Origin of the sequence: Bradyrhizobium sp. IC4060 (assembly GCF_020193715.1) — a bacterium.
In the GTDB taxonomy this organism is placed as follows: domain Bacteria; phylum Pseudomonadota; class Alphaproteobacteria; order Rhizobiales; family Xanthobacteraceae; genus Bradyrhizobium; species Bradyrhizobium yuanmingense.
The window spans coordinates 66,911-86,307 of the sequence record NZ_JADYVJ010000011.1 but is presented as its reverse complement, the minus strand read 5'-3'; the positions used below and the strand labels follow the sequence as shown (position 1 = coordinate 86,307).

Annotated in this window: 15 protein-coding genes; 7 read left to right on the top strand and 8 right to left on the bottom strand. The window is 66.4% G+C overall.

What is annotated here, in order from left to right; translation table 11 throughout:
- Together I6F16_RS28755 and I6F16_RS28750 are read left to right on the top strand one after the other, a co-directional pair.
- A complete protein-coding gene (locus I6F16_RS28755; protein ID WP_225113891.1) occupies positions 1-3,306 on the top strand; it encodes a carboxyl transferase domain-containing protein in 3,306 nt (1,101 codons plus the stop codon).
- Positions 3,307-3,402: 96 nt separating this feature from the next.
- Entirely contained in the window at positions 3,403-5,256 is a 1,854-nt protein-coding gene (locus I6F16_RS28750) for a sigma-54-dependent Fis family transcriptional regulator (protein ID WP_225113892.1), read from the top strand.
- A gap of 174 nt (positions 5,257-5,430) precedes the next feature.
- Here I6F16_RS28750 and I6F16_RS28745 read toward each other — a convergent pair whose 3' ends face one another.
- Together I6F16_RS28745 and I6F16_RS28740 are read right to left on the bottom strand one after the other, a co-directional pair.
- Positions 5,431-5,985 (bottom strand): flavin reductase family protein, encoded by a 555-nt coding sequence (locus I6F16_RS28745; RefSeq protein ID WP_225113893.1) that lies wholly within the window; start codon positions 5,983-5,985, stop codon positions 5,431-5,433.
- A 115-nt stretch (positions 5,986-6,100) separates the two neighbouring features.
- Positions 6,101-7,198: an LLM class flavin-dependent oxidoreductase gene (locus tag I6F16_RS28740; protein WP_225113937.1), complete on the bottom strand. Its 1,098-nt coding sequence runs from the start codon at positions 7,196-7,198 to the stop codon at positions 6,101-6,103.
- Between the two features lie 217 nt (positions 7,199-7,415).
- Here I6F16_RS28740 and I6F16_RS28735 point away from each other — a divergent pair, with 217 nt between their 5' ends.
- The 3 genes from I6F16_RS28735 (at position 7,416) to poxB (ending at position 10,823) form a co-directional block, all read left to right on the top strand.
- Positions 7,416-8,330 carry a 2-dehydro-3-deoxygalactonokinase gene (locus I6F16_RS28735; RefSeq protein ID WP_225174190.1) on the top strand — a complete coding sequence of 305 codons (915 nt, stop codon included), beginning with the start codon at positions 7,416-7,418 and terminating at the stop codon, positions 8,328-8,330.
- A gap of 14 nt (positions 8,331-8,344) precedes the next feature.
- Positions 8,345-8,977 (top strand): 2-dehydro-3-deoxy-6-phosphogalactonate aldolase, encoded by a 633-nt coding sequence (locus tag I6F16_RS28730; protein WP_225151795.1) that lies wholly within the window; start codon positions 8,345-8,347, stop codon positions 8,975-8,977.
- A gap of 109 nt (positions 8,978-9,086) precedes the next feature.
- Entirely contained in the window at positions 9,087-10,823 is a 1,737-nt protein-coding gene (gene poxB / locus I6F16_RS28725; protein WP_225151793.1) for a ubiquinone-dependent pyruvate dehydrogenase, read from the top strand.
- A 2-nt stretch (positions 10,824-10,825) separates the two neighbouring features.
- Here the strand turns inward: poxB and I6F16_RS28720 are convergent, their stop codons facing one another.
- Both I6F16_RS28720 and I6F16_RS28715 read right to left on the bottom strand, forming a co-directional pair.
- Positions 10,826-11,185 carry a hypothetical protein gene (locus I6F16_RS28720; protein ID WP_036009657.1) on the bottom strand — a complete coding sequence of 120 codons (360 nt, stop codon included), beginning with the start codon at positions 11,183-11,185 and terminating at the stop codon, positions 10,826-10,828.
- Positions 11,186-11,253: 68 nt separating this feature from the next.
- Positions 11,254-12,162: a PaaI family thioesterase gene (locus I6F16_RS28715; protein WP_225126717.1), complete on the bottom strand. Its 909-nt coding sequence runs from the start codon at positions 12,160-12,162 to the stop codon at positions 11,254-11,256.
- Positions 12,163-12,298: 136 nt separating this feature from the next.
- Between I6F16_RS28715 and I6F16_RS28710 the strand changes: the two genes are divergently transcribed.
- A complete protein-coding gene (locus I6F16_RS28710; protein ID WP_036009675.1) occupies positions 12,299-12,619 on the top strand; it encodes a hypothetical protein in 321 nt (106 codons plus the stop codon).
- Between the two features lie 236 nt (positions 12,620-12,855).
- Here I6F16_RS28710 and I6F16_RS28705 read toward each other — a convergent pair whose 3' ends face one another.
- Together I6F16_RS28705 and I6F16_RS28700 are read right to left on the bottom strand one after the other, a co-directional pair.
- Entirely contained in the window at positions 12,856-14,325 is a 1,470-nt protein-coding gene (locus I6F16_RS28705; protein ID WP_225148032.1) for an amidase, read from the bottom strand.
- Between the two features lie 116 nt (positions 14,326-14,441).
- On the bottom strand, positions 14,442-15,551 hold the full coding sequence (locus tag I6F16_RS28700; protein WP_225174189.1) for a ring-opening amidohydrolase: 1,110 nt from the start codon (positions 15,549-15,551) through the stop codon (positions 14,442-14,444).
- A 242-nt stretch (positions 15,552-15,793) separates the two neighbouring features.
- On the opposite strand from I6F16_RS28700, the gene I6F16_RS28695 reads away from it, so the two are divergent.
- Complete coding sequence (locus I6F16_RS28695; RefSeq protein WP_225174188.1) at positions 15,794-18,130, top strand: Tex family protein; 2,337 nt, start codon at positions 15,794-15,796, stop codon at positions 18,128-18,130.
- Between the two features lie 25 nt (positions 18,131-18,155).
- On the opposite strand, the gene I6F16_RS28690 is transcribed toward I6F16_RS28695, so the two are convergent.
- Both I6F16_RS28690 and I6F16_RS28685 read right to left on the bottom strand, forming a co-directional pair.
- On the bottom strand, positions 18,156-18,527 hold the full coding sequence (locus I6F16_RS28690; protein WP_109145239.1) for a helix-turn-helix transcriptional regulator: 372 nt from the start codon (positions 18,525-18,527) through the stop codon (positions 18,156-18,158).
- Positions 18,524-19,390, bottom strand: coding sequence for a S1C family serine protease (locus I6F16_RS28685; protein WP_225174187.1), 867 nt, complete (start codon positions 19,388-19,390; stop codon positions 18,524-18,526). Before I6F16_RS28685 ends, I6F16_RS28690 begins: the two co-directional genes overlap by 4 nt.
- Positions 19,391-19,397: the final 7 nt, after the last annotated feature.

Genomic DNA, 19,397 nt, shown 5'->3' with positions numbered 1-19,397 from the left:
ATGTCGTTCAAGAAGCTCCTGATCGCAAATCGCGGCGAGATCGCCATCCGCATCGCACGGGCGGCGGCCGATGCCGGCATTGCGACGGTCGCGATCCATCCCGCCGACGATGCGCTGTCGCTGCACGGGCGCGTTGCGGACGAGGCGATCGAGATCCCCGGCCGCGGCGCACGGGCCTATCTCGACATCGAGGCCGTGGTGATGGCGGCCAAGAGCGCAGCTTGCGATGCCGTGCATCCCGGCTATGGCTTCCTCAGCGAGAACGCGGCATTCGCGAAAGCCTGCGCCGACGCCGGAATCACCTTCGTCGGGCCGAAACCGGCTGCGCTCGAGCTGTTCGGCGACAAGGTTGCGGCACGTCAGCTGGCCAAACGCTGCGGCGTGCCGATCATTGCCGGCACCAGCGGGCCGTCCAGCCTCGAGGAGATCACGGCATTCTTCACCTCGCTCGGCAGCAATGCTGCGATCGTGATCAAAGCGATGGCGGGCGGTGGCGGCCGCGGCATGCGCGTGGTGGAGAACGCGTCCGATCTTTCGGAAGCCTATGCGCGCTGCCAATCCGAGGCCAAGGCGGCGTTCGGCTTCGAGGGCGTCTATGCCGAGCGGCTGATCCGGCAGGCGCGCCACATCGAGGTCCAGATCATCGGCGACCGCCATGGTGCGATCTCCCATCTCTGGGAACGCGAATGCACCATCCAGCGCCGGCACCAGAAGCTGATCGAGGTGGCGCCGAGCCCGTCATTGAGCGATGCCCTGCGCGGCCGCATCATCGAAGCGGCAAAGCAGCTGGCGGGCGCCGCGTCTTACGACAATCTCGGCACGTTCGAGTTTCTGGTCGACGGAACCGCCGAGGACAGCTTCGCCTTCATCGAGGCCAACCCGCGTCTCCAGGTCGAACACACCGTGACCGAAGAGGTGCTCGGCGTCGATCTCGTCCGCGCCCAGCTCGCGGTCGCCGCAGGCAGCACATTGAGCTCGCTCGGTCTTGCGCAGGCATCGATCCCGAAGCCGCGCGGCCATGCCATGCAGCTGCGCGTCAACATGGAGACGCTGGACGTGTCAGGCGCCACCCATCCGACCGGCGGTGTGCTCGCGGTATTCGAGCCGCCGTCGGGCCCCGGCGTGCGCGTCGATAGTTTCGGCTATGCCGGCTACAAGACCAGCGCCGCGTTCGACTCGCTGCTTGCCAAGGTGATCGTGCACACGCCGAGCGAGGCCTGGCATGACGTCGTCGCGAAAGCCTCGCGTGCGCTACGCGAGTTCCGGATCGATGGCGTCGTCACCAACATCGCGTTTCTTCAGGCGGTGCTCGCACATCCCGATTTCAGGACCAACGGCATCGCGACTGATTTCATCGACCGCAACATTGCCAGGCTCGTGGAAGCATCGGATGGTGCCGCCAAGCCGCTTTACTTCGCCGCGGCCGAGCGTGGCGCCGGTCACAGCGCGGAGGTGCATGTCGCGCCAGCCGTACCCGAAGGCACGGTGATGGTCGCGGCGCCCTTGCAGGGAACCATCGTCACCATCCAGGTGAAGAAAGGCGAGATCGTCCGCCCCGGCCAGCAACTCGCCGTGATCGAGTCCATGAAGATGGAGCACCTCGTCATGGCCGAGCAGGGCGGGCGGGTGACAAAACTCGTCGCAGGTGACGGCGTCACGCTGATGCATGGCGAGCCGATCCTCTATCTCGAGCCGCTCGATGTCGCCGCCGACAGCACAACGGCAGAAGCCGACATCGATCTCGACCATATCCGTCCCGATCTTGCCGAGCTGATCGCCCGCCAGGCCAACACGCTCGACGAGAACCGCCCCGCTGCGGTCGAGCGCCGCCGCAACACCAACCAGCGCACCGCGCGCGAGAACGTCGCCCAGCTCGTCGACGACGGCTCATTCATGGAGTACGGCAGTCTCGCGATCGCGGCGCAGCGCCGCCGTCGCAAGCTCGACGATCTCATCAAGAACACGCCGGCGGACGGCCTCGTCATGGGCGTCGCCACGGTCAATGCCGAGAAGTTCGGGCCCGAAGGCGCGCGCTGCATCGTCGTCGCCTATGACTACACCGTGCTCGCGGGCACGCAGGGCCACATGAACCACAAGAAGATCGATCGCATGCTGACGCTGGCGGAAGACTGGCGCGTGCCGCTGGTGTTCTATGCCGAAGGCGGCGGCGGCCGGCCCGGCGACACCGACCGGCTCGGCATGACCGGCCTCGACGGGCCGTCCTTCGTGCAGTTCGCGCGGCTCTCGGGCCTTGTGCCTGTCGTCGGCGTTGTTTCCGGCTATTGCTTCGCCGGCAACGCCGCGATGCTCGGTTGCTGCGATGTCATCATCGCCACCAAGAACGCTTCGATCGGCATGGGCGGTCCTGCCATGATCGAGGGCGGCGGCCTCGGTGTCTATCATCCGGCCGAGGTCGGCCCCGTATCATTCCAGTCGCCGAACGGCGTCATCGACATCCTGGTCGAGGACGAGGAGGAAGCGACCCGAGTCGCGCAAAAATATCTGTCCTATTTCCAGGGTGCGGTGGCGGATTGGGAGGCTGCTGACCAGCGCCTGCTCCGCCGCGCCATCCCCGAGAACCGCCTGCGCGTCTATGACATCCGCAGCGTGATCGACCTCGTCGCTGACAAGGATTCCGTGCTGGAGCTGCGCCGCGACTACGGCGTCGGCATGATCACCGCACTGATCCGAATCGAAGGCAAGCCGTTCGGCCTGATTGCCAACAATCCGCGCCATCTCGGCGGCGCAATCGATGCCGATGCCGGCGACAAGGCTGCGCGTTTCCTCCAGCTCTGCGACGCCTTCGATCTGCCTGTTGTCTCGCTGTGCGACACGCCCGGCTTCATGGTCGGCCCCGAGGCGGAGAAGACCGCGATCGTGCGCCACGTCTCACGCATGTTCGTGACCGGCGCCAGCCTCACCGTGCCGCTGTTCGGCATCGTGCTGCGCAAGGGCTATGGTCTCGGCGCACAATCGATGATCGGCGGCGGCTTCCACGCCTCGTTCTTCACCGCGGCCTGGCCGACCGGGGAGTTCGGCGGCATGGGCCTGGAGGGCTACGTCCGCCTCGGCTTCCGCAAGGAGATGGAGGCGATCGCCGATCCCGAGGAGCGCGAGACCTATTACCGCAACAAGGTCGCCGAGCTCTATGCCAACGGCAAGGCGGTCTCGATCGCCTCCGTGTTCGAGATCGACAACGTCATCGACCCGGCCGAGACGCGGCGCTGGATCATGGCCGGTCTGCGCACGGTGCCGAAGCCCGAGCCGAGGACGGCGAAGAAGCGGCCGTGCATCGACACGTGGTGAGGGCGGTGCAGCAATAGCTGCTTTCCCGGTTCCCGATTGACATCCCCGCCTTTGCTGCCAGACTTTGCACAATAATACAGGGTGGAGACGTCCGCGATGGCCAGCCTCTCGGCCTCGAACCATGTCGCCCGTGTCTTGTCCGTCGCCAATCATGTGGCCGACGTCGATGCCTCCTCGCGGATTGCGAGTTCCTGGCGGCGCTGCCTCGTCAACCACAAGCTCGATCCCGCCCGCCAGGGCCCACCGCAGACGCTCACCGAAGCCGAAATCCGCCATGTCGCCGAGCCGATGGAGGAGACGATCCGGCTCGTCACGCCCGAGCTCGACGATCTCGCCCGTGTGCTGCACGACGCCGGCTACTGCGTCAATCTCGCCGATGTCAACGCGACCATGCTGTTCAGCCGTCTGCCGGGCGAAGCCGATGCAAGGATGTTTCTGGATTGGAAGATCTACACCGGCTCGAACTTCGCCGAGGCTTGCGAGGGCACCAATGGGCTCGGCACCGCGCTGGCCGAGCAGAAGCCGATCCTGGTGCATCGCGACGAGCATTTTCGGGCGCAATGGCACATGTTCTCCTGCGCGGTGGCGCCGCTGTTCGATCCGGTCGGCCGGCTCGCCGGCGCCGTCAACATCACCTCCTGCCGTGAGGATCTGGAGCGCGCCGCGCATCAGCTTGCACTCGCGGTGACGATGGAGGCGACGCGGCGGATGGAGGGTGCGATCTTCCGCGGGCATTTCCGCAATGCCTGGATCGCCACCGTGCCCGGTGACGGCGGCAGCGGCCTCGTCGCCTATGATGACGACCGCCGTATCGTCGGGGCCTGCCGCTCGGCGCGTGCGCTGCTCGGCCTCACCGACGGCATGATCGCCTCCGGCATCGACCTGTCGCGCTATCTCAAGTTCGACCATCACGCTGCGCGTGGCAGCGGCGAGATCGTCGAGCTGCGCCATGGCGACGGCCGTCCGTTGGGGCAGGGGCATGTTGCTCCGCCCCTGCGTGCGAGATCGCATGCGCCGCGCCGCGATGCGCAAGTCGATCGCTTTGATGCGTTGCACCGGCTCGCCGGCCGCGACCCCGGCCTGATCCGAAGCGTCAAACGGCTGCGGAGCATCGGCGACCACAATCTGCCGGTGCTGCTGCATGGCGAGACCGGCGTCGGCAAGGACGTGTTCGCGCGGGCCATTCACGGTGCGAGCAACCGCGCGCGCAACGCTTATGTCGCGCTCAATTGCGCGGCGATGCCGGAAAGCCTGATCGACGCCGAGCTGTTCGGCTACGAGGCGGGCGCCTTCACCGGCGCGCGGCGCGAGGGCTCGAAGGGCCTGATCGTGCAGGCCGACGGCGGCACGCTGTTCCTCGACGAGATCGGCGACATGCCGATCGGCTTGCAGACGCGCCTGTTGCGCGTTCTGGAAAACCGCGAGGTCTGGCCGCTCGGCGCGCTAAAGCCCGTCACCGTCGATATTCGCCTGATCAGCGCCACGCATCGCGATCTCGGCCGCATGGCGGAAGCGGGGGCCTTCCGCGCCGACCTCTATTTTCGCCTGCGCGGCATCGAAGTGCGCCTGCCCGCCTTGCGCGAGCGCGCCGACCGCGACGACATCATCCGCCAGATCGCGCGCGAGGAGGCGCCGAGCTGCCGGCTCTCGGAGGAGGCATGGTCGCAGCTCGCGGCCTACCCGTTTCCCGGCAACATGCGCCAGCTCCGCCACGTGCTGCGGCTCGCCGGCTGCACGGCGGAAGATGGCGTCATCACCGATGCCGATCTCGATCTGCCGCCGTTTGGCGGACGGACGGAGCCTGATCTCGAAGCAGCCGAGCGTGCGACGATTGTCGCGGCGCTACGTAAGCACGATGGCCGCGTGACGGAAGCCGCGCGCGCACTGAAGCTCAGCCGCGCGACGCTCTATCGCAAGATCAAGCAGCTGAAGATCGAGACGACGCAGTAGCTCTTTCTTCCCCTCTCCCCTGGTGGGAGAGGGTGGCTCGCCGCGCCGCGGCGAGACGGGTGAGGGGTCTCTCTCCGCGTATGACTCTGGTGAGTTTGCAGAGAGATACCCCTCATCCGGCGCTTCGCGCCACCTTCTCCCACAAGGGGAGAAGGAAGAAAGCGAGCACTCGTCCTACGAAAAATCCGTCCAGCTCAGATGTCGTGCGTCGAGATCGCCGATCGTCACGTTCTCGCGGAGTTCTCGTGGCGTGTGGAAATTGCTGCGCAGGTACACCAGCGGCGTGGCCGCAGCGGAATGCGAAGCGCTGCGGACCTCGCCGACGAAGATCGAATGCGTCGTCGTCTCGAACTCCTGCGCCAGCACGCAGTCGAACGCGGCCACCGCGTCCGCCAGCACCGGTGCGCCGGTCACGCCACGCGTCCATTGCCCGAAGGCGAAGCGATCGTCGCCGTCGACGCCCTTCTGGCCGCTGAAGGTGAGGGCGAGCAGCGCGTGATCCTCGTGCAGGAAGTTGATGGCGAAGGCACCTTCCTCCCGGATGCGGGCATGGGCGCTGGCGTTGCGGTTGACGCAGACGATCAGCGAGGGCGGCTTGTCCGACAACGAGCAGGCCGAGGTCACCGTCAGCCCCGTGCGCTTGCCGTGCTCGGCGCCCACCGTGACCAGCGCTACCGCACCGGCACATTGGCGCATCGCCTGCTTGAAGTCCTTCGCGTCCACCGTCACGCGGAAATCTCCCAGAATAGAAGCGGGTGCGGCACGATCGCGCCGCACCCGGCGCCAAGAGTCTAGCATGATCTCTTCGGAAAACCGCTATGCACTTTTCCGGATCATGCTTGTGTCAAGCCGCCTTCTTCGCGGAGCCGAGATGCCCAAGGCGCGGCATCACCTCGTTCTTCAGCAGCGCGAGCGAGTGGTGCCAGGCCTCGGCCTTGTGCTTGTAGTCGAAGCCGAACACGAGCAGCACGCCGAAGCCGCCGACCTCGTCGTAGATCTTCTCGATCTTCTCGGCGACCGTCGCGGGCGAGCCGACGATCCAGTTCCGCTTGGCGCAATATTCGACCGTGACGTCGCTGTCGGGCACGTCAGGGGCGTGCTTCAGATAATCCTTGAAGCCGAAATGGCCGAGCAGCGGCAGGAAGTACTCGCTCATCATCCGGCCCATCATGTCGCCAGTCGAGAGCTTCCACGCTTCCTCGTCGGTGTCGGCGACGAACACCTCGCGCACCAGACGCCAGTCCTGCCGGTTCGGCTTGCGGCCGGTCTTGGCGGCCCCGATCTCGACCGAGTCCCAATGGCTCGAGACATAGGCCGGGTTGAGGTTGAGGCTCATCGGGATGAAGCCGCGCTCGCCGGCAAGCTTCAGCGTATCCGAGTTCTTGGAAAGGCCCGCAACGCCGATCGGCGGATGCGGCGCCTGCAGCGGCTTGATATGGGGCTTGAGGAAGTCGAACATCGTGTCCGGCTTGGTCACCGTCCAGTACTTGCCCTTGTGGGTGAAGGGCGCCGGCTCGGTCCACAGTTTCAGGATGATCTCGAGCGCCTCGCGCGTCATGTCGCGGTTCTGTCCGCTCATGCCGTCGACGTTGAACATCGCCCAGTCGCTCGGCAGCCCGCTCGCCGCCACGCCGAAATTGAGCCGGCCTTCGGAGAGATGGTCGAGCATGGCGACGCGGTTGGCGAGCTCGGCCGGGTGGTGATAGGGCAACAGGAAGCCGCCCGGTCCGATGCGAAGCTTCTTGGTTTGCATCAAGGCCTGCGCGATCAAGAGGTCCGGCGTGGGATTGGGTTCCCAAGGCGCGGTGTGGTGCTCGCCGACCCAGGCCTCCTGGTAGCCAAGCTCGTCGAGCCAGCGCATGACCTGCAGGTCCCAGTCGTTGCCTTCCTTGAGGCCGCACTCCGGCGGATGCGAGGGCATCGTGAAATAGCCGATCTCCATGGGTTTCCTCATCTGATGTTGACGCGTCTTGTCGCGCGTTGACGGAGTTGAGTGACGAAGTGTCAGCAAGCGGTGTGCCAGCGCGGCGAAGCCTCAAATTCAAGAGAAAGGGCTGGTTTGCCCGCGCATTAGCCGGTATCTCGACGGGAGCCTGCCGGACATCGTCTCATATGTCGCGAGACGGCGTCTTGGCCATGAGACGAGGACGAGACTTGAAATGACCGAACCCGCCTATGTCGCGGTGGACTGGGGCACCAGCAGCTTCCGGCTCTGGCTGGTCGATCGCGCCGGTCAGGTGCTGGCCGAGCGCCGCAGCGGCGAAGGCATGCTGGCGGCGGCGAAGACCGGCTTTCCCGCGGTGCTGCAAGCGCATCTGGCCGCGGTCGAAGCGCCCGCGCATCTGCCGGTTCTGGTCTGCGGCATGGCCGGTGCCAAGACCGGCTGGGTCGAGGCCGGCTATGTCGACACGCCGGCACGGCTCTCCGCCGTCCTGCAACAGGCCGTGCGTGTCCCTGGCGAAGCGTGCGACATCCGCATCCTGCCGGGTATCGCCCAGCGCGATGCCAAGGCACCGGACGTCATGCGCGGCGAGGAGACGCAATTGCTCGGCGCGCTCGGCCTCGATGCCGCGGCCGAGGCGCTGGTCTGCATGCCCGGCACGCATTCGAAATGGGTGCGGGTGAAAGACGGCACGGTCGAGCGCTTCTCCACCTTCATGACCGGCGAGCTGTTCAGCGCCGTCTCGCGCGAGACGATCCTGTCGCTCGCGGTCGCCGGCGCTGATGACGCCGAAGATTTCGCGAGCTTCAAGGCAGCCGTAAAGGCCGCATTCGATGCTCCGGCCTTCGCCGCCAACCTGCTGTTCACTGCACGGTCGCGACAGCTCTTGTTCGGCGGCACGCCGGCAGCGGCGCGTGAGACGCTGTCGGGCACGTTGATCGGTGTGGAGCTCGCGGCAGGGCTCTCCGGCACCGTGCCGCAAGCGGGCGTCCAGCTGATTGCCGCGGGGCGGCTTGCGGTGCTGTATCGGCTGGCATTCGAGGCGCTCTCGGTAACAGCAAATCCGGTCGATGCGGATGAAGCCGTCCGCCGCGGCCTTTCGATGGCGGCAGCCGCGATCTGGACGAAGTAGAAGGACTGCGAGAGATGAGCGTTCCCTTTCCGCCGATGCAGCGGCCGCTGGTCGCGATCCTGCGCGGCATCAAGCCTGAGGAGACCGAAGCGATCGTCGGCGTCTTGGTCGAGGCCGGCATGACCGCGATCGAGATCCCCCTGAATTCACCCGATCCGTTCCGCTCGATCGCGCTTGCCGTGAAGCTCGCGCCATCAGGCGTGTTGATCGGCGCCGGCACGGTGCTGACGACGGCAGATGTCGATCGTCTCAACGATGTCGGCGGCAGGCTGATGGTCTCGCCCAATGTCGACACCGAAGTGCTGGCGCGCGCGCACCAGCATCGCATGGTGACCATGCCCGGCGTGTTCTCGCCGACCGAGGCGCTGCTGGCGGCGCGCGCGGGCGCGTCGAGCCTGAAATTCTTTCCGGCGAGCGTGCTCGGCGCTGCCGGCATCGCCGCGATCCGTGCCGTGCTGCCGGCAGGCGTGATGATCGCCGCCGTCGGCGGCGTCTCCGACCAGAATTTTGTTGAGTACATCAAGGGCGGGGTGACCGCCTTCGGGCTCGGCTCCAGCCTCTACAAGCCAGGCATGACGGCAACAGATGTCGCAGCCCGCGCAGAGGTGACAATTGCCGCTTACGATCGGGCAATTGAGAAAGATTGAGCCGACAATAAACTAGCCGTAATCCTGACTTGGTCTATTCTGCCATATGGTGGCGCGATGCCGACATGCGCGCATCGTGTTATGCGACTGGCTGAATCAGGAGACCGACATGGCGATCAACAACGTGGCCGATCTGTTCGTGGCAACGCTCGAACAGGCCGGGGTCAAGCGCATCTACGGCATCGTCGGCGACAGCCTGAACGCGCTCACCGAGGCGCTGCGTCGCCGCGGCACGATCGAATGGATCCATGTCCGCCACGAGGAGGTCGCGGCCTTCGCAGCGGCCGGCGAAGCCGAGATGACCGGGAGCCTCGCGGTCTGCGCGGGCTCCTGCGGCCCCGGCAATCTGCATCTGATCAACGGCCTGTTCGATGCGCATCGCAGCCGCGTTCCCGTGCTGGCGATCGCGGCGCAGATCCCGACCGCCGAGATCGGCGGCGGCTATTTCCAGGAGACGCATCCGCAAAACCTGTTCCGCGAATGCAGCCATTATTGCGAGCTGGTGTCGGACCCGAGCCAGCTGCCTTTCGTGCTGGAGAATGCAATTCGCGCGGCGGTCGGCTTGCGCGGCGTTGCCGTCGTCGCGATGCCCGGCGATGTCGCGTTCCGGAGTCCTCCGAAGCGCGCGCTGTCGACGACGCGTGGCCTTGCACTGGCTCCGCCGAAGGTCGTGCCGCAAGCGGATGAGCTGAAGGCGCTCGCGGATCTCCTCAACGGCGCCGAACGCATCACGCTGTTCTGCGGCCGCGGCTGCGCCGGCGCACACGCGCCTTTGATGCAGCTCGCCGAGACCTTGAAAAGCCCGATCGTGCACGCGCTCGGCGGCAAGGAGCATGTCGAATACGACAACCCCTACGACGTCGGCATGACCGGCTTCATCGGCTTCTCCTCAGGCTACGCCGCGATGCACGCCTGCGATGCGCTGGTGATGCTCGGCACCGACTTCCCCTACAAGCAGTTCTTTCCTGATGATGCGAAGATCGCGCAGATCGACATCCGTCCGGAAAATCTGGGACGGCGCTGCAGGATCGACCTCGGTCTCGTCGGCGACGTCAAGCTCACCATCGAGGCGCTGCTGCCGCTGCTCAAGACGAAGACGCAGCGCAAGCATCTCGACGACGCCGTCGCGCATTACAAGAGAGCCCGCGAGGGCCTCGATTCGCTCGCCAAGGGCACGCCCGGAGCCAAGCCGATCCATCCGCAATATCTCGCCAAGGTCATCAGCGACCATGCCTCCGACGATGCCGTCTTCACCGCCGATGTCGGCACCCCGACGGTGTGGGCGGCGCGCTATCTCGACATGAACGGCCGCCGCCGGCTGATCGGCTCCTTCGTTCACGGCTCGATGGCCAATGCCATGCCGCAGGCGATCGGGGCGCAAGCGGCGCAGCCCGGACGCCAGGTCATCTCGCTCTCCGGCGACGGCGGCTTCACCATGCTGATGGGCGACCTGATCACGCTGACGCAGGAGAAGCTGCCGGTGAAGGTGGTCGTCTTCAACAACGGCGTGCTCGGCTTCGTCGCGCTGGAGATGAAGGCGGCGGGCTTCGTCGACACAAATGTCGACCTGGAGAACCCGGATTTCGCCGCGATGGCGCGCGCGATGGGCATCTCTGCCAAGCGCGTCGAGGATCCCGGCGAGCTTCCGGGCGCGATGAAAGAGATGCTGGCGCACAATGGGCCGGCGCTGCTCGATGTTGTCACCGCCAAGCAGGAGCTGTCGATGCCCCCGACCATCACGGCCGAGCAGGTGAAGGGCTTCAGCCTCTGGGTGTTGCGTGCGGTGATGAACGGCCGCGGCGACGAGGTGCTGGACCTCGCGAAGACGAATCTCTTGCCGCGGTGATATCAGCCGGCGCGGTGGTTCACCTCTCCCCGCCGAGGAGAGGTGAACGTCTGCCAGTGCAGCACGATGCCGATCAGCATCGCCGGCAGAAAGCCGAGCGCGATCAGGAAATGCGGCAGCTGCTTCGGCGAGATGAGGGCGATGGCGATATCGGAGATCAGCCACAGCGCTGCGAACATCACCGCAAAATCCGTTCGCGGGCACCGCAGGTAATAGAACACGGCGGTGATGACGATGGCCGGGCCGATCGCGATGCCGATCATGATCGCGGTCAGCTCCTTCGGCGTCAGCGTGTCGAGCACCATCGATGCCAGCAGCCAGAGTGCGGCGAACATGGCAACGATGTCGAGCGGATGCCGCAATCCAATTCCTCTGGCGAAAGGCGCGCTATCGTTGGGGCCGGAGCTGCGGCCGTCAAGTCAAAATGGGCTTATTCCTCGTCACTTCCAGGCGTCGGACGCAGCATGAAGTGACCGAAAGCGGTGGCGATCGGCCTCGTCGCATCGTCCTGCCAGGCCCGCGCCTCGAAGGCGACGATACGTCGGCCCTGCTTCACGATCGAGACGTCGGCAAACGTGTCGAGCGCGCGTCCGGAGCGCAAGTAGTTGACGGTGAGGCCGATCGGCTTGGGCGGTGCGCTAGCGCCGAGCTCCCGCGCCACGCCGATGATGGCGGTGGTCTCGAGGAAGGCGCCCGTCATGCCGCCATGGATCGCCGGCAGGATCGGATTGCCGATGATCTGCGGCGAGAACGGCATCGTCAGCGTGCCGTCATCGTTGACGCGGATGCCGAGCGCGCGCGCGAACGGGCTGCGCGCAAAGGGCCCGTCCGGATCCTCCGGCGCCTCCAGCGTCGGGATGCTGCGCGCATCCATCCGGCGGTCGGCGAGCATGTTGGTGCGGTTGGCGCCGATCATGAAGCAGGCGGTCGCGGTCGCGACCGGATCGTCCTCGGACTCCTGATAGGCGGTGGAGCGCACGAAGGCGATCGAGCGCGTGGTGCGGTAGCAGACCGAATGCGCTTTGATGTCGAGGCCGGGCGTTGCCGGCTTCTGGTAGTCGATGCGCAGATCCAGGGTCGCGATCGCGCGGGTGCCGTCGAGCGCAAGTTGCACCGCCATGCCGCAGCTCTCGTCCAGCATCGCGGTGACGACGCCGCCATGCAGCACGCCGGTCGCGGTGTCGCCGACGAAGACCGGTCGATAGGGCAGGCTGGACCAAGCCTCGCCAGGTGCGAACCGGTCGAGCTGGAGCCCGCTGATATGGCCGTAATCGGAGCGGCGGCCCTTGATGGCCTCGGCGAGTTCCTCGAAGGCAAGCGTGGTCGGCGTGGTGCTCATGGGGACCTTCTAGACCAGTGTCGGGCCTCGCGCAAAATCCCGAATGAGCCCCGCATGGGACGGTTTGGTCTCGACAGGGCGCGCCGAAGCGTCGATGGTGGGCGCTTCGTTCGTCGATGAACTGCAAGGAGCGCCCATGGCCGACCCCGAAACGCCCTCGACCGCCCAGGGGCCCGTCACCATTTCCACCTCCAGCGCCGAGCGGGCGCCGATCATCTATTTCGACGGCGCATCCTGCTTCGGTCACCACAACGGCGCGATCCAGATCGAGCTTGCCGCAAACCTGTTGATGCCGGTCGGCGCTGCCGTCAGGGTCGACGTGGTCCAGACCGCGCATCTGCGTTGCAGTGTCGCCGCAGCACTGGCACTGCGCGAAGCCCTCGAAAAGGCGCTCGCGATGTATCAGCAGGGTCAGAAGCAGCCGGTGGCGGAGGAGATACCGGCGGTCAAGAACTGAGGCTGTTGCGATCGCGTATCGATGCGATCGCACACTTGCTAAAGCGAGATCCATGCCACGGGCTCGCTGCAACCTCTCCCGCTTGCGGGAGAGGTTGCGCCGAAGGCGCGGGTGAGGGCTTTCTCCTCTAGGGGATTGTCCCATCGCGGAAACACCCTCTCCCCAGCCCTCTCCCGCAAGCGGGAGAGGGAGTGCACCTCCGCCGTAGCGATCGAACTGATCTCATCACGCTCTAGTTAGCCTACATGCACCTTCGGTTTCTTGCCGCCGTTCCACTTGCCGTCGAGCGCGCGCTCGATCTGGGCGGCGAGCTGCAGCAGGAGGCCGTCATTGGCCTGCTTGGCGATCGCCTGGATGCCGAGCGGCAGGCCGTGGTCTTGCGCCGCCATCGGCATCGAGATCGCCGGCATGCCGCAGAGATTGGCGAGCGGCGTGAAGGCGAAGAAGCGCCAGAGATTCTCGAACCAGTCGCGCACATCAGGATTGTCCGAGATGGTGAGATATTCCCTGGTGCCGACCTTCGGCGTCGGCAGCGCCGTGATCGGCGTCAGGATCACGTCCCATTGCTCGAAGAAGCTGCCGAAGCCGCGCGAGGTCGTGTTGAACACGGCCTGCATCTTCGCCCGCTCGGCAAAGCTGGTGTGGCGCCCGGCTTCCCAGATGCGGATGTTCATGGGCTCGATCAGATCCTCCGGCGGCTTTTCCAGTCCGCGCGCGGCGAGCATGTTGGAGATCACCACCGCAAAGTTCGAGATGTAGCAGGTGGTCTGCGCCTCGAAGGCGGCCGGGAGGTCGATCTCCGGCAGCGCATAGTCGACGTGGTGGCCGAGGCCTTCGAGGAAGCGTCCGGCCTTCTCCAGCTCGGCAGCGAGCTCGGGCGCCGCGGTGTAATTGCCCCATGTGTGCGACAGCGCGATGCGAAGCTTGCCGGGATCGCGCTTGATCATCTCGCAATAAGGCTGCGCCGTGGTCCAGAACGGCATGAACTCGCCGGGCGCAGGCCCGCGCGCATGATCGACGAAGGCGGCAGTGTCGCGCACCGAGCGCGACTGGCAGCCCTGGATCGAGACGAGGCCGGTCAGGTCCGACATGTGCGGCGCGAGCGAGAACACGCCGCGCGAGACCTTCAGGCCGATATTGCCGTTGACGCCGGCGGGAATGCGGATCGAGCCGCCGCCGTCGGTCGCATGCGCGATCGGCACCACGCCCGCGGCCACCATCGCCGCGCTGCCTGCCGATGAGCCGCAGGTGGTGTAGTCGGTATTCCAGGGATTGCGCGTGACGTAGACGGCAGGATTGTCGGCCGACGAGCACACGCCGAATTCTGGCGTCGTGGTGCGACCGATCAGGTTGAGCCCCGCCTGGCGGAATTTGCCGGTGAGGAACGTATCGGCGCTCGCGCGATTGCCGCGCATCAGCAGCGATCCCATCTCCTGCAGCCGGCCCTTCATGGTCGGTCCGAGGTCCTTCATCAGGAAGGGCAGGCCGGCGAACGGACCTGCGAGATTGGCGCCGTCCTTGGCGGGATCGGCGATCACGTCCTCGAACAGCTCGACCACGCCGGACAGCGCTGGATTGACCTTGGCAACGCCCGCGGCGGCCTGGCGCGCCAGCTCCTTCGCCGTCAGCTCGCCCTTGCGAACGCGTCCCGCCAGCGCGACGCCGTCGTGCTGTGCCCATTCATTCCAGCTCATCGGCAAAGTCATGAAGTCAAATCCCCTTAAGGTCGCGGCGTCACCTTTTTCGCAACGGCCCGCGTGAATCAACCGAGGCGCCACGAGGGGCAGGGTTGCGCCCGGCGGAGAGGTCGGGCTGCCGGCTATCAATCCGACAGTCGTGCGATCGCTGCAACCGGGCCGCCGCCGGCCGGCCCCTGATGCTCGGCGCCGCCGGACACGTAGATTGCGCCGGTGCCGGCAAGGCCCGCGATCAGGCCGCCGACCGCTGCGCGGGCGTGGCGTGTCGCGCTGATGTCGGTGTCTTCAAGCATGGTGTGGCGGAAGCCGCGCACGGTGCCGTTAGGCGAGGCCTCAGCCTTGGCGAAGATGTTGACGAGCGTGCGGCCCGCGGTGGTTTGCGGCGCAGCGCCGAGCCCGACACTGTTCAACGCCGATAGCACCGCCGCGGCGTCGATCGCATCCTCCATCACGGCATGGCCGATCTCGAACTCACTCGCTGAAGATGCCGAGTTGCCGAGCACGATGACGACGTTATGCATCAGCTCGATCCCCGACGAGGTCGAGGCCACCTTGGAGAACAGATCATAGCGCCGCAGCACGTCCTCATCGTCGAGGTCGGAGCCGATCTCGCCGAGCGCGACCGCAACGCCGAGCGCGGACGCGCCGCGCGAATAGGCCATTGAGCTGTAGGCGCTTGTCGTTGCCGTTGTGTTGCCGCGGGCGTTCGCCGCCGCAGCGCGCTCGCTGGTCAGCAGCGGGCACTTGATCTGAACGAAATGAACGTCCGCGGGATCGTTGATGCCGGCATCGGCCATTGCGGACTGCACGGCCTTGGCCGTCTCGGCGATTTGCGCGGCGCGGCCGAGTTCCTCGGGCAAGAAGTCCCGCGTGTGCGCCATGCCGATGCTGAGGCGCTTGCCGGAAAGGCCTGCCGGGCGCTCGGCCTCGCTGCGCGTGAACACCGTGATGTGCGGGCTCAGCACGCCCTCGGTGCCGCCGGACATCACGAAGGCGATACGCTGCTCGACTGCCTCCGCCGACAGGCCGAGCTTGGGTGCCAGCGCCGTACATAGCGCGGCCACCGCGTATTCCCGGGTAAAATCGTTGACGCCGCCATTGCCCTCGGTCTTGCCGAGAACGGCGAGGATCGAGGTGGGATCGATCGCGCCTGAAACGATCAAGTCCATCAGGCCGGAGACGTCGCCGGGTCCTGCGGTGGCGATCCTGAAGACGCCGACCGATGTGGTACGCATGATTGGTCCTCGTGCGGAGTGTTCGTTGGCCCGGCGGGAGCAAGCAGGCGCGGAACGCGGGGCCGATGTCAAGTCGCCGCGCCCCCACGAATGTGGCGAGATCGCATCGGTCGGGCAAAAAATCCTCTGTCGACGGTTGCGCACCGCACCTTGATGAATCAACCTTGGTTGGTCCATAAGCGGCGTCCCGCGGCCGGTGGTTCGCCCCTGCGCCCGCGTGCTTGGATTAGAGGGAATCTCGCGTGGCAAACATCAACCAGAAAATTGCGCAGGAGCTTGGGGTTCGCGCCGAGCAGGTCGAGGCGGCGGTGACGCTGCTCGACGGCGGCGCCACGGTTCCCTTCATCGCCCGCTACCGCAAGGAAGCGACCGGTGCGCTCGACGACGCGCAATTGCGCACTCTGGAGGAGCGCCTGGTTTACCTGCGCGAGCTCGAGGATCGCCGCAAGGCCATTCTCGAATCGGTCCGCGAGCAGGGCAAGCTCGATGCGGCCCTCGAGGCCTCGATCATGGCCGCTGACAGCAAGGCTCGCCTCGAGGACATCTATCTGCCGTTCAAGCCGAAGCGCCGCACCAAGGCGGAGATAGCCAAGGAAGCCGGCCTCGAGCCGCTCGCCAACCAGCTTATGGCTGAGCCCGGCAATGATCCGAAGGTCGTGGCGGAAGGCTTCATCAACGCCGAGAAGGGCGTCGCTGACGCCGCTGCCGCGCTCGACGGCGCCCGCGCCATCCTGGTCGAGCGCTTCGACGAGGATGCCGATCTGATCGGCGCCTTGCGCGAGGAGATGTGGACCAATGCGCGCATGGCCTCCAAGGTGCGCGACGGCAAGAAGACCGAGGGCGAAAAATTCGCCGACTATTTCGATTTCTCCGAGCCGCTGACAAAACTGCCCTCGCACCGCATCCTCGCGATGTTCCGCGGCGAGAAAGAAGAAATTCTCGACCTGCAAATTCAGCCCGAGGCCGAGGCGCCGCCGCCGGGCGTGCCGAGCGCCTATGAATTGAAGATCATGAAGCGGTTCGGCATTGCCGATCTCAAGCGTCCCGGCGACCGCTGGCTGATCGATACCGTGCGCTGGGCCTGGCGCACCAAGATCCAGGTGCATCTCAATATCGATCTGCGCATGCGGCTGTGGAATTCGGCCGAGACCGAGGCCGTGCGCGTGTTCGCCTCGAACCTGCGTGACCTCCTGCTGGCCGCGCCCGCCGGCACCCGCGTCACCATGGGGCTCGATCCCGGCTACCGCACCGGCGTGAAGGTCGCCGTCGTCGATGCCACCGGCAAGGTGGTCGACACCACCGCGATCTATCCGCACGAGCCGCAGCGGCAATGGAACGAGTCGCTGGCGACGCTCGGCCGGCTCGCAATCAAGCACCGCGTCGAGCTGATCGCGATCGGCAACGGCACCGCCTCGCGCGAGACCGACAAGCTCGCCACCGAGCTGGTCAAGGGTCTGCCTGAGCTGAAGATGAACAAGATCGTGGTGTCGGAAGCCGGCGCGTCCGTCTATTCAGCCTCGGCCTTCGCCTCGGAGGAGCTGCCCGGCCTCGATGTCACCCTGCGCGGCGCGGTGTCGATCGCGCGGCGCCTGCAGGATCCGCTCGCCGAGCTCGTCAAGATCGAGCCGAAGGCGATCGGCGTCGGCCAGTATCAACACGACCTCGGCCAGGCCAAGCTCGCCAAATCGCTCGACGCCGTGGTTGAGGATTGCGTGAACGCGGTCGGCGTCGATGTCAACACCGCCTCCGCGCCGCTGCTGGCGCGCGTGTCGGGTGTCGGCTCCGGCCTTGCCCAGAGCATCGTGGCGCATCGCGACGCCAACGGCCCGTTCAAGTCGCGCAAGGCGCTCAAGGATGTGCCGCGGCTCGGGCCGAAGGCGTTCGAGCAGTGCGCGGGCTTCCTGCGCATCGTCGGCGGCGAGGATCCGCTCGATGCCTCCGGCGTCCATCCCGAAGCCTATCCCGTGGTGCGCCGGATTCTCGAGGCGACCAAGAGCGACATCAAGGCGCTGATCGGCAACAGCGATGTCGTACGCACGCTGAAGCCGAAGGATTTCGTCGACGAGACCTTCGGTCTGCCGACGATCACCGACATCCTGCGCGAGCTCGAGAAGCCCGGCCGCGACCCGCGCCCTGCGTTCAAGGCGGCGGTGTTCAAGGAAGGCGTCGAGGAGATCAAGGATCTCAAGAAGGGCATGATCCTCGAGGGCACCGTGACAAACGTCGCCGCCTTCGGCGCCTTCGTCGACATCGGCGTGCACCAGGATGGCCTCGTGCACATCTCGGCGATGTCGAAGACCTACATCAAGGACCCGCGCGAGGTGGTGAAGCCCGGCGACATCGTCAAGGTGAAGGTGCTGGACTTCGAGGTGGCCCGCAAGCGCATCTCGCTGACGCTACGCCTCGACGACGAGGTCGGGCCTAAGAAGGACGCCCCCGGCATGCAGCGCGACAACAATCAGCGCAACGCAAGCCGCATGACCTCGTCCGCGCCGCGCAAGCAGGAGTCCTCGGGCGGCGGCGCGCTCGCCGAAGCGCTGCGCCGCGCGGCGGAGAAGAACGGCGGCAAGCGGGCGTAGCGGCTGAGCGGCGCCGTTAGGACTGTCAAAGCTCGATCACGCCGCGCCGTGCCGCATGCGCCACTGCATCCGTGCGCCCGGTCGCATCCAGCTTGTCGAGCAGCGAGCCGACATGGAATTTCACGGTGTGCACGGAGATCCCGAGCTGACGCGCGATCATCTTGTTGGAGGCGCCTTCGGCCATCAGCGCCAGCACGTCGAGCTCGCGCTGCGTCAGCGCGATGTCCGCAGGGCTGACACGTGGATCGCGGGCGATGATTGTCGCGGCGGCCTGCTCGCCGGGCGCGGCGAGGCGAAGCCCGGCGACATTGCCGAGCAGGGCCGCGAGGCGATCGGCGAGTGTGGGGTCGTCGATCTCCAGCGACAATACGATCTCGGCCGTCTTGTCCTCGCTCACGCCTCCGGCCTTTCGCCGACCGTGACCTTGAAGCTGACCGGCTCGCCGCTACGGTGCACGGCGACGTCCACCACCGCGCCGACGCTCGCAGGTCCCAGTGTCCGCGATAGCGCGCGCACGCCCGACAGCTTCTGGCCGTCGACTGCAACGATCACGTCGCCCTGGCGAATGCCGGCCGCGGCCGAAGGCCCAGCCTTGTCGACATTCATGACCATGGCGCCGATGCCGTCGTCGAGCTGCACCGGCTGCAGCCCGAGGCCGAGATAGCCACGCGCGATGCGGCCGCGCGCCTCGAGCTGGGGCGCGACACGCTCGATCGTCGCGGTCGGGATCACCAGCACGCGCCGCGGCCCGAGCACGGCCATGCCGAAGGCTTCGCCCGATGCATCGAGCGCGAGCCCACCCTGCTGGCTGCCGCGCAGGCGGACGTCGAGCTCGATCCGCGCGTCGATGTCGCCGCCGCGCAAGGAACGCCAGCTCTTTCCGGACGCCGACACCATCCCGAGCGCCGCGCTTGGTGTCTCCCGGCTGGTCGCGACCACGACCGACAATGCGCCCAGCGGCGGGACGGTTGCGGCGAGCTTGACCGGCGCGACCGCGGCCTCAGTGCGCAGCAGCGCGATGTCGGTGGTGTGGTCGCGGCCGGCGATCGTGGCAGCGACCCGACGACCGTCGGCGAGGCTGATCTCGACCTCGCCCTCGTCGGCGAGGGCCTCATCGGCGGTGAGGATCAGGCCGCTCCTCCAGACGAAGCCGGTCGCGCGAGCGCGATGCGAATGCACGGAGACGACGGACGGCGCGGTGCGCGCCACAATGTCCGCGAGCGCGGAGGACAGTGAGGACAGGGGACTAAGATCAGTCATGGCGGGC